Origin of the sequence: Synechococcus sp. R6-5, from assembly GCF_047461775.1 — a bacterium.
GTDB lineage: Bacteria > Cyanobacteriota > Cyanobacteriia > Thermostichales > Thermostichaceae > Thermostichus.
This window is the reverse complement of sequence record NZ_JANSHV010000189.1, coordinates 1-8,982: the sequence shown is the minus strand read 5'-3', so window position 1 is coordinate 8,982 and position 8,982 is coordinate 1. Positions and strand designations below refer to the sequence as shown.

At 56.2% G+C, this 8,982-nt stretch carries 8 protein-coding genes, 1 tRNA gene and 1 pseudogene; 2 read left to right on the top strand and 8 right to left on the bottom strand.

Translation table 11 applies throughout. The annotated features are described in order from the left end of the window. Positions 1-91: 91 nt before the first annotated feature. The 5 genes and pseudogenes from NW818_RS10360 to rpsB form a co-directional block, all read right to left on the bottom strand. Positions 92-283 carry a hypothetical protein gene (locus tag NW818_RS10360; RefSeq protein WP_414380595.1) on the bottom strand — a complete coding sequence of 64 codons (192 nt, stop codon included), beginning with the start codon at positions 281-283 and terminating at the stop codon, positions 92-94. A gap of 26 nt (positions 284-309) precedes the next feature. After that, entirely contained in the window at positions 310-1,257 is a 948-nt protein-coding gene (gene queG, locus NW818_RS10355) for a tRNA epoxyqueuosine(34) reductase QueG (protein WP_414424496.1), read from the bottom strand. A gap of 56 nt (positions 1,258-1,313) precedes the next feature. Further along, entirely contained in the window at positions 1,314-2,729 is a 1,416-nt protein-coding gene (locus tag NW818_RS10350) for an amidohydrolase (protein ID WP_414424495.1), read from the bottom strand. A gap of 354 nt (positions 2,730-3,083) precedes the next feature. Beyond that, positions 3,084-3,728 (bottom strand): annotated as a pseudogene (tsf, locus tag NW818_RS10345) (translation elongation factor Ts); the annotation flags it as partial. Positions 3,729-3,887: 159 nt separating this feature from the next. Next, a complete protein-coding gene (gene rpsB, locus NW818_RS10340; RefSeq protein ID WP_414328871.1) occupies positions 3,888-4,682 on the bottom strand; it encodes a 30S ribosomal protein S2 in 795 nt (264 codons plus the stop codon). A 290-nt stretch (positions 4,683-4,972) separates the two neighbouring features. Here rpsB and NW818_RS10335 point away from each other — a divergent pair. Beyond that, positions 4,973-5,046 (top strand) — tRNA-Pro (locus NW818_RS10335). Between the two features lie 227 nt (positions 5,047-5,273). Here the strand turns inward: NW818_RS10335 and NW818_RS10330 are convergent. Continuing rightward, the gene (locus tag NW818_RS10330) at positions 5,274-7,622 is read right to left on the bottom strand and encodes an AAA family ATPase (RefSeq protein WP_414424494.1); all 2,349 of its coding nucleotides are present in this window, start codon (positions 7,620-7,622) and stop codon (positions 5,274-5,276) included. 89 nt (positions 7,623-7,711) lie between these two features. Between NW818_RS10330 and NW818_RS10325 the strand changes: the two genes are divergently transcribed. Further along, a complete protein-coding gene (locus tag NW818_RS10325) occupies positions 7,712-8,170 on the top strand; it encodes a gamma-glutamylcyclotransferase family protein (RefSeq protein ID WP_414424493.1) in 459 nt (152 codons plus the stop codon). A gap of 298 nt (positions 8,171-8,468) precedes the next feature. Here the strand turns inward: NW818_RS10325 and NW818_RS10320 are convergent, their stop codons facing one another. Together NW818_RS10320 and NW818_RS10315 are read right to left on the bottom strand one after the other, a co-directional pair. Then, complete coding sequence (locus NW818_RS10320; RefSeq protein ID WP_011433140.1) at positions 8,469-8,723, bottom strand: DUF2283 domain-containing protein; 255 nt, start codon at positions 8,721-8,723, stop codon at positions 8,469-8,471. Beyond that, the coding region (locus NW818_RS10315) for a DUF4258 domain-containing protein (RefSeq protein ID WP_414424492.1) at positions 8,720-8,982 on the bottom strand (263 nt) is incomplete at its 5' end. The genes NW818_RS10320 and NW818_RS10315, both read right to left, overlap by 4 nt.

Genomic DNA, 8,982 nt, shown 5'->3' with positions numbered 1-8,982 from the left:
CAGGAGAGTTCAGCGTGAATGTATCAGTGTCCTAATCTAGCTTGAAATGACCGTGTTTTAGGTGGGGCTACTGTGTTTGAGTCGATCCAGCTCAAACAAAGCGGTGGGTAAACTCCTGCACCAAGTCCACACGTCCTTTGCGCAAAACCGCTCCTACGAGAGCAAGACCATGGCGGCCCAGCACTGTGGCCTCAGAAAGAGGGTAGGGCATGTATGTTAGCTTGCGTCCCTGGCCCAGAGACAATAGCCCCACCATTTTCTGGCGCCGGCCTCGAGGCCGCAAGATCCTGCTAGGAAAGCGTATCCAAGTTAAGTAGAGGGGGCTTCCAAATCGTTGCTGCCAGCTGCAGAGCTGGAATTGCCTTCCAGGGCTGCTTGGGCGTTGCGGCGCAGGCGGTGGGCCTTGAGCCGGCGCAGGGCAGAGGCCGGAAACTTGTGGTCGAATTCCCGATCATCGATCCGGGCCAGCTCCTGGAGATCAGGGGCAACATTCCAAGAGTAGGGCTGAAAATCCGGGATCCGGCTGGGTTGGGCAAAGCGTTGGTTCCAAGGGCAGACCTCCTGGCAGATGTCACAGCCGGCCACCCAGTTGTGCAGGTTCTGGGCAATCTTGGCAGGGATCCGCTCGGCGTGGCTTTCTAGAGTGTGGTAGGCAACGCAGCGGCGGGAATCGACCACCCCCGGACTGACGATGGCCTGCGTGGGGCAAGCCTCTAGGCAGCGGGTGCAGGTGCCGCAGTGAGCGGTGTGGGGCTGGTCAGGGAGCAACGGCAGGGTGGTCAGGATCACTCCCAGAAACACCCAGGAGCCGTACTCGCGGGTGAGCAACAGGCTGTTTTTGCCGATCCAACCCAAGCCCGCCTGCATGGCCCAGGGCTTTTCCGCAACCGGGCCGGTATCCACGTAGAATCGACCCGTATGATTTGGGAACTGGGCTTGCATCCAGAGGTGGAGTTGTTTGAGCCGCCGTCCCAACACGCGGTGATAATCTCGACCCCAAGCGTAGCGGGAGATCTTGCCTTTGCCCGGATCCTGGCTGTGGCGGATGGGGGTGTAGTAATTCAAAGCCACACAGACCAACGACTGCACCCCCGGCAGCACCTGCTTTGGATCCATTCGCCTAGGATCCGCCATCCAGGCCATGTCGGCGGCCATGCCCGCAGCCAGCCAAGCTTGCAGGCCCCGCAAGTCGGGGGGATCCTCTATGCTGGCAATGCCAACTTTGTCAAAGCCCAGCGCCAGCGCCTGTCGTTTCACCTGCTCTGTGATGCTGGCCCGGTCTGCTTCTTCTGGCCACACAGGGACATCCAACGCTACTTTGGCAAGCCCATCACCCGACGATAACGAGCTTCCAGATGCTCTGCCTGCTGGGATCGGCGGAAGGGATCCCAGGTGCTGTGGGCAAACAGATCCTGCCGCAGCTTGGCCACATCCACCGTCGTCACGGCTCCGCCGGACACTACCTGTTTTCCTCGCACCCAAACGCTATGCACTGCCTGGGTGGGCCGACCCAACACCAGCAGCCCAATGGGATCGGTACGGGGCAACAGCGACAGTTGGGTGAGATCGTACAGCACCAGATCCGCTTGCTTGCCCACTTCCAGGGATCCCATCTGATCCCCCAGGCCCAAGCCGATTGCCCCACCTCGGGCTGCCATCTCGATGCTCTCGCGGGGAGAAATCCAGTGGCGGTAGTCGGGATCCGTGATGTTGTGCAGGATGGTGCCGATTTTGATGGCCTCTAGCAAATCCTGCGAATCGTTGCTGGCGGATCCATCGCAGCCAAAGGCCACGTTCACCCCTGCCCGGCGGTATTTCAAGATGGGGGCAATGCCGCTGCCCAGGCGCAGGTTGCTCAAGGGGTTGTGAACAACCGTAGAGCCGGTACGGGCCAGGATTTCAATATCGGCATCGCTGAGCCAGACGCAGTGGGCCAAGGAAGTTTTCCGGTCTAGGTAGCCCAAGCGCTCCAGATGCTCCACAGCACTACAGCCGTACTTTTCCTGGGCCAACATCTGCTGGGCGCGGGTTTCCAACAGGTGGGCGTGGCGGGGTAGGTCATACTTCTGGCTCAACTCCGCACAGCCCTTGAACAGCTCGTCTGAGCACAGTTGGATCCCTGTGGGAGCCACCATGAGGGTAATGCCCTCTTCTGGCCGGTGAAAGCGCTGCACCGCCTCTTCCACAATGGCCAGCACCTCTGCTGTGGAGAGGGGATAGGTTTCCGGCTCCCGATCCCAAGAGGAGCTGCTGGGCAACCCCCGAGAGAGAGCCTGATCCTGGATCAAGGGGCCCACGAAGGCGCGGATCCCGACTTCTCGGTAGGCCCGCACTGCTGCCTCAATGGTGGCCAACTCTTGGCCTGGGATCAGCACCAGATGATCCACCACTGTTGTGCCGCCCGTCAGCAGGGTTTCCACCGCCGTCCCCAGCGCGCTGAGATAGATTTTTTCCGGATCCGGCGGCGCATACTCGTGCAGTTGTGCCAGCCACAGCTCCAGCGGATAGGGCGGTATGATCCCTCGTTGCCACATTTCGGAAGAATGGGTGTGGGCATTGACAAAGCCCGGCAGCAAGAGTTGGTTACTGGCATCCAGTTCCAGGCTGTCTGCGCCCGTTGCGGGTAACCCTCTGCCTATGGCAGCAATCCGTTCCCCCTCGATTCGCACATCTGCGGTTTCGTAGCCGGTGGCGGTGGGAATTAACGCATTGCGCAAGATAAAACTCATGCCCGGGATCCAAAAAGGCCGTCTGCTACCTTAGCGTGCTGGAGTTAACCCTGCCAAGGCGGGAGGATCAGAACATTTGCATGCATAACCTAGCCTTTCCCCCAAGGGATACCCAAGCGTAGTGGTTATAGAACTGCCGACATAGAGGTGCCCACACTCTCCATAACGCAGTTTCAACGCCTCTGCACCGCCGACATGGCCCTACAGCTCAGCCTTGACCGGCTATTTCTTTTTCTTGGCGGAGCCTTTTTTGGCCGGCTTGCTCTCGGCAGCAGGGGCCGGTTCTGGGGCAGGTTCTTCAGGAGGAGCGGGTGGAGTCTCTTCCACTTTGGGGGCCTCTGCCGGCTTGAGACCGGCTTGAGCGGCAACCTCAGCAGCAAAATCCACTTCTTCTTTCTCGATCCCCTCTCCCAGGACAAAGCGCACAAACCGCCGCACTCGAATGTTTTCCCCCAGTTTGGCAATGTGCTGCTTCACCAATTCCTCTACGGTGATCGAGGAATCTTTAATGAAGGGTTGATCCAACAGAGACAATTCTTTCAGTCGCTTTTCGATGCGACCTTGCACGATCTTCTCGCGTATGTTCTCCGGCTTATTGGCCAGATCTTCTTTGCCCATTTCAATGGCTTTTTCCCGCTCCACCACTTCGGCAGGGATCTGGTCAACGCTGACGTATTCTACGTTTTGGCAGGCGGCAATCTGCTTGGCGATGTCTTGCACCAGTTTCTTAAAATCTTCGCTGCGGGCCACGAAGTCCGTCTCGCAGTTCACTTCCACCAACACCCCAATTCGATTGCCGAAGTGGATGTAGCTGTCAACTGCCCCCTCTGCCGCGACGCGACTGGCCTTTTTGGCTGCCCCTGCCAACCCTTTCTGTCGCAGCCAGGTGATGGCTTTCTCCATATCGCCACCGGAATCTTCCAGGGCTTTTTTGCAGTCCATCATGCCTGCGCCCGTCTTTTCGCGCAGCTCTTTGACCAGTTTGGCATCAATGCTCATGAGGGCTCCTCGAATGAAAGAACGGGAAGAATGTGGCGGGATATGAGTGAGAATGAGCGGGCTTCGGTAGAATTGTAAACCTAGATTTCAAGAATACACGCCTCTGGATAGGGAACAGGCAGGGAAGTGCCCGGATTGCACGGGATCCCTGCCCTCGGTCTAGCCTTCCTCGGCTTCTCCTTCTTCTTCGTCCTCCATATCCTCCAGCATGTCGTCGTCCAGATCCATCGCCCCTTCGTAGTCGTACTCATCCTCCTCAACGGTGTCGAGCTGCCCATGCCGCCCTTCGTAGATGGCATCCGCCAACTTGCCTACAATCAGCTTAATCGCTCGGATGGCATCGTCGTTAGAGGGAATGAAGATATCGCTGAGATCGGGGTCGCAGTTGGTGTCCAGCAGTGAGATGATCGGGATGTTCAGCTTGATACATTCCTGAACGGCGTTGGCCTCCCGCCGCTGATCGACGATGATCACCGCATCGGGGAGCTTGCGCATCGTTTTAATGCCGCCTAAGTACTTTTCCAACCTGGCCAACTCTCGCCGCAGACGGCTGGCCTCTTGTTTGGGCAGGCGATCCAGAAGACCACTGCTCTCCATCTCCTCAATTTCTTTGAGGCGGTCGATGCGGGTTTTGATGGTGGCCCAGTTGGTGAGCATGCCCCCCAACCAGCGCTGGTTGACATAGTAGCTGCCACAGCGACGAGCCTCTTGAGCGATGATCCCGGCAGCTTGCCGTTTGGTGCCCACAAACAGGAAGCGCCAACCCCTGTCAGCAGCATCCCGCACATACTCGTAGGCTTCGTTCAGATAGCGGGCCGTCTGCACCAAATCGATAATGTGGATGCCGTTCCGCTCGGTAAAGATGTAGGGCCGCATTTTCGGGTTCCAGCGGCTGGCCTTGTGGCCGAAGTGAACCCCTGCCTCCAACAGTTGAGGCAAACTGACTACGCTCATGAGTTTTTCCTCTCCTACGGGTTAGCCTCCGCCCGAACGGATCCCAGTTACGGCCTTCCCGCCGGTTACCTGCACAGAGCGCTCTACCCCCATTGGCAAGGAACTCAGGAGCTGTTGCAGCAAACCGCGAAAGGGCTGTAAGGACACCCGGTGGTTCAGGCGTGCGATTTCTTAACGGCTTAACTAAGCTAGCATGTTTTCCACGGGATCCCGCAGCTTGGGGTTAACTCTGGCCGCGATCCGATGCTAGACTAGCTAGGCACTTCATGGGCTTCTACCCGTAAGTGCGTCGGGGCGTAGCGCAGCTTGGTAGCGCACCACTTTGGGGTAGTGGGGGTCGTGGGTTCAAATCCCGCCGCTCCGATACTGAGTAATCAGGGGAGGGCTTGGGCCGGACAAAGCCCACTATGCCGGAAACTTTGAGGTACTTTGGCTCCGCTGTCAATCCCTTGCCATTGGCTCCGTTGATCGGCAGCCTTAAGAATCAGGTCACAAGCTTGGCCGGACAATATGGGATCCCGGTTTTACGGTGCTGGATCCCGATGCGGAGCCGACCTTGAACAACATGGGGTTTCGACGGATCTGGAGCGCTTAATCACGGCCCAGGATCCAGGCAATAAGGGGGGGATCCCTATGCTCAAGATAGTACCGAACGGCTGAGGTCAGGTCTAGCTCCAAGTCGCGGTTTTGGATGTCGGTGATCATTCTGTACATCAGCTCCAGGTGAATGCGATCCTCTTTGGTGAGCAGCTCATACTTGCCATTAGGGCTGTTGTTGAGGGCAGCCAAGGCCGCTTGGGTGGCAGTAGCTGTTGGAGAAGGAGGCTTGAGGCGGGCGTCCCGCAGCAAGAGAAACTGAAGCCCAGGGTGAGCAATCACCAATTGGTTGAAGTTATTGACCTGCCAATACATGCTGCCAGCAGCCACTTGGATAAAGGCAATCACCCGCTTTTGGCTGGGGAAATAGAGGTGATCTGGAAGCTTGCGTTTGCCCAGCTTCAGGGCACTCATGGGGACAGGATGGATCCCTTGCAGGGCATTGACGATGGTGCGCAATTTGCCGATATCAGCTGTGCTGTCCATAATCGCCTCTTGGGGATAGCTGGCACGAAGCTGGGCCTCGGTATCACGGAGGTAGGGTTCCAAGACTTCGGCAAGATCCTCAGAGAGGCTGGGTGGCTGGAGAGGCGGAGCTACAGCAACAAGACTCTGGGCAGGAAGAAGGGGGATGAGCAGTTGTTTGAGGGTTTGCAGCTCAGTTTCGAGCCGCTGGACACGGGCGGCTAGATTGCTGGCAGTGGGTACAACTTGCACCTGGGGAGGGAGAGGGATCCCGTTGATGTAGTGGCGATAGTAGGCTGAGGCCCGGTTGAGAATGGCCCGGATGGAGGGTTGGCCAAGAATATCGCTTAGGTCATCGGCGGTAAAGAGAGCTTGGAGGTGGATCCCTGAAGGCAGGCGGCTCTGGAGAAGGGCTTGAAGCTGGGGAAGAGAGGGGAGATCTAGGGAGAGGACGGTTTGGGAGAGGCGATCGACGGTAGCCCGGTCAAATTGGGTTTGGAAATGTTGCCAACGATCAGGAAACAAATTAAGGACAAACAGACTGTTGGGAATACGGGTAAAAAGCTCTTTTAGAGCATCGCCAAAGTTGAGAAGGATATCTCGATTTTCCTCTCGGCCCAGAGCCTCCAATTGGTCGAAGACAATGATCAGGGGCTGGTCGAGCAGCGAGAGCCTACCGATGACTTTCATTCCTTCTAGGGCAAAGGTGTTGCGATCCAGATCTGCACTCCAAGGGGGCAACCCAATCAAGTTGGTTTCTTCAGGATCCAGGTCGGTACCGCTGAGCCAGCGGATGATCTGGTGACGGCGGTTGGGATCCCTGTAGCTGCAGTATTTGATGATGCCCTTGAGAATGTTTTCGGTGGAACCGGTAAGGAAGTTTTGCTCTGCCCACCAGCGCAGAACCAGTTTTTCAATGGCTTGCCATTGTTGACGACGACGCTCGGTGCCTTCTGCTCCCAGGCGATGAAAGAGGTTGAGGGGATCCGCCGTGAGAAGGGAGAGAAGCTCTTCAGTTTTTGAGGTTTGGGGGAAGGTTTTCAAGATTTCCACAAAGCTCTTGGCAATCAAGTAGTCGAGCTGGGTGTGGTGATGGGCATCTACCCGTTCGCGCAGGGATTCCAGGGTGTGGCTGTAGATGTGGTGGTAGATGTTGTCGGGATGGGTGGGCTGAGGGATAAACAGGAGACGGTTGTGGCGCAGGAGGTTTTGGGCCACCCGCATGATCAGGTGGGTCTTGCCGGATCCAGGTTCTCCCAGTAAGACAACCCCTCGGCTCTGGTGGTTGGGATCCCGTTGGATGTCCTGTAGGGTGGCAGTGAGCTGCTGGTACTGAGGCTGATAGATGGTGGTCTCGTCGGGATAATGCTGAAAGGGATTGTCAACTCTGCTGTTGGCGAAAGGATTGGGAACATTCTGGGCTTTGAGCTGAGCGTGGGTGAGGTGGCGATAGAGGTGGTAGGTAAAGAGGGCATCGTAGCTGGCGTCGTGGGCCAGTTTGGAGTTGAAGTAACCGCTCTCCAGTTGGATCCCGAGATGTTTGCTGAGATACTCTAGGCTGTAACCGGCAAGGTTGGGAAAACATTGCTTGGCGGCTGACCAAGTACAGAAGATGGGGTTAGGAAGCCAATCTTGGTTAACTTGGTCAAAGGCTTGTTTAAGGATTTTTAGGTCGTGATCTGCATGGTGGAAAACAAGAGTCTTGCCTTGTGCCAAGCGCCGCAGGTCAGCAACGATTTGGGCCAAAGGTTTGGGCTGGGGGTGGTGGGGCGAGTATTCTTGGGTGTAGGCATGGTAAATAAGCTTGCCGCTGCTGTCGATAAGGGCGATCTCTTCCAGGTTGGCGTTGCCCTCGGTGTCGATAACCAAGTAGCTCATGGAGGGGCGGGATCCCGTGATGCTAATGTGCTCAATATCTCAGTGTAATTCTGGGTAGGCGGGTTCACCCGACACCAAGGGAACTAGAGATGAGTGAGCAGTGGTATTTTGCATACGGAAGTAACCTAGATGCCCAGCAGATGGGACACCGTGCTGTTGATTTCAAGGAAGCTAGGCGTGCTCGTTTGCAGGGATACCGCCTGACGTTCAACAAGCGCGGCAACGATGGAACCGGCAAGGCCAACATTGTCCGGGATCCCTCTGGGGTTGTGTGGGGAGTTGCCTATCTGTGCAGCTCGGACAGGCTGGAGAGGATGGATCGGTATGAAGGAATCCCGGGAGGTCATTACCGTCGCCAGCAGGTTCAGGTTCGAAGCGATGAGGGTGAAGTGATCGAAGCAATGACTTACGTGGCGGGAGATTCATTCATTGATGATTCATTGATCCCAAGCGAGGGATATATTCAAGGAATCTTGAAGGGGGCACGAGAGCATGGGCTTCCCCCCGACTACATTCATCAAATTGAAGCGATGGGGTTGGGTGGCTGAGAGCACTCTGTCCAAGGGGATTGAGGCTGCTGGCAAACAGGTTCCTGCCCCTGACCTTAAGATGGAGCCTCGAACCAGGTGGGTTGATCCCGAACGGTTTTGGCAGCGTCCAGATCCAAGAGAGTGCGGCCTATCCGATAAAAGTGACGGCACATCCGTTGGCAATCCGAAAGGTCGGCGACTGTTATCTCAATCACCTACAACCATGCCAAACAGGCCACAGTAAAAGGCTGGCCATCGCAATGGTACTCCTCTTGCGTCTACAGATGCGGTGGGGCTAGTGTTGCCAGACTCTCATCTAACTCAGTAACTGTTCTTGCAACACGGAGTTTCTCAATAAAACGATGTAGTCTTGAATCTCTTGCGGAAGCATTTTAATGTCGCTATCCATTTGTCGATGAACAGAGAGAACCTCAACTCCAACCAGTTGATTTTCCTTGTCGAAATCCAAAACAACCCCAGGGGCAATCTCCTCTGAGCTTTGGACTTGAGCTGTTGTCAAACGAATATATCCAGCATCCACATCAGGATCAAACTCGATGAAAGGTCTCATGGCAGCTTTTTCCCCATTGTTCGATCAAAAAAGATAGTCACCACTGTCCAAGGACCCGTTGATTCATCGTAAACAATCTTCAGGAGGCGATTGCCGTACTCCGGAATTCGACCATAGGCTTGCTTGAGATGAGGATCTTTGGGATCCACTTGTACGTAGTCAGGGCAGCTCAGAACTCTCTCGATCCACTGGCTTGCGATCTCTTGTCGCTGCTGCAGCCGTCTCAACGCATGCTCAGCTAGAAATCGCAGGAGCCCCG

Bases quoted from the DNA above. Each gene is read 5' to 3' on its own strand.
- NW818_RS10350 (WP_414424495.1), bottom strand. From the start codon at position 2,729: ATGAGTTTTATCTTGCGCAATGCGTTAATTCCCACCGCCACCGGCTAC.
- rpsB (WP_414328871.1), bottom strand. From the start codon at position 4,682: ATGAGCGTAGTCAGTTTGCCTCAACTGTTGGAGGCAGGGGTTCACTTC.
- NW818_RS10330 (WP_414424494.1), bottom strand. From the start codon at position 7,622: ATGAGCTACTTGGTTATCGACACCGAGGGCAACGCCAACCTGGAAGAG.
- NW818_RS10325 (WP_414424493.1), top strand. From the start codon at position 7,712: ATGAGTGAGCAGTGGTATTTTGCATACGGAAGTAACCTAGATGCCCAG.
- NW818_RS10320 (WP_011433140.1), bottom strand. From the start codon at position 8,723: ATGAGACCTTTCATCGAGTTTGATCCTGATGTGGATGCTGGATATATT.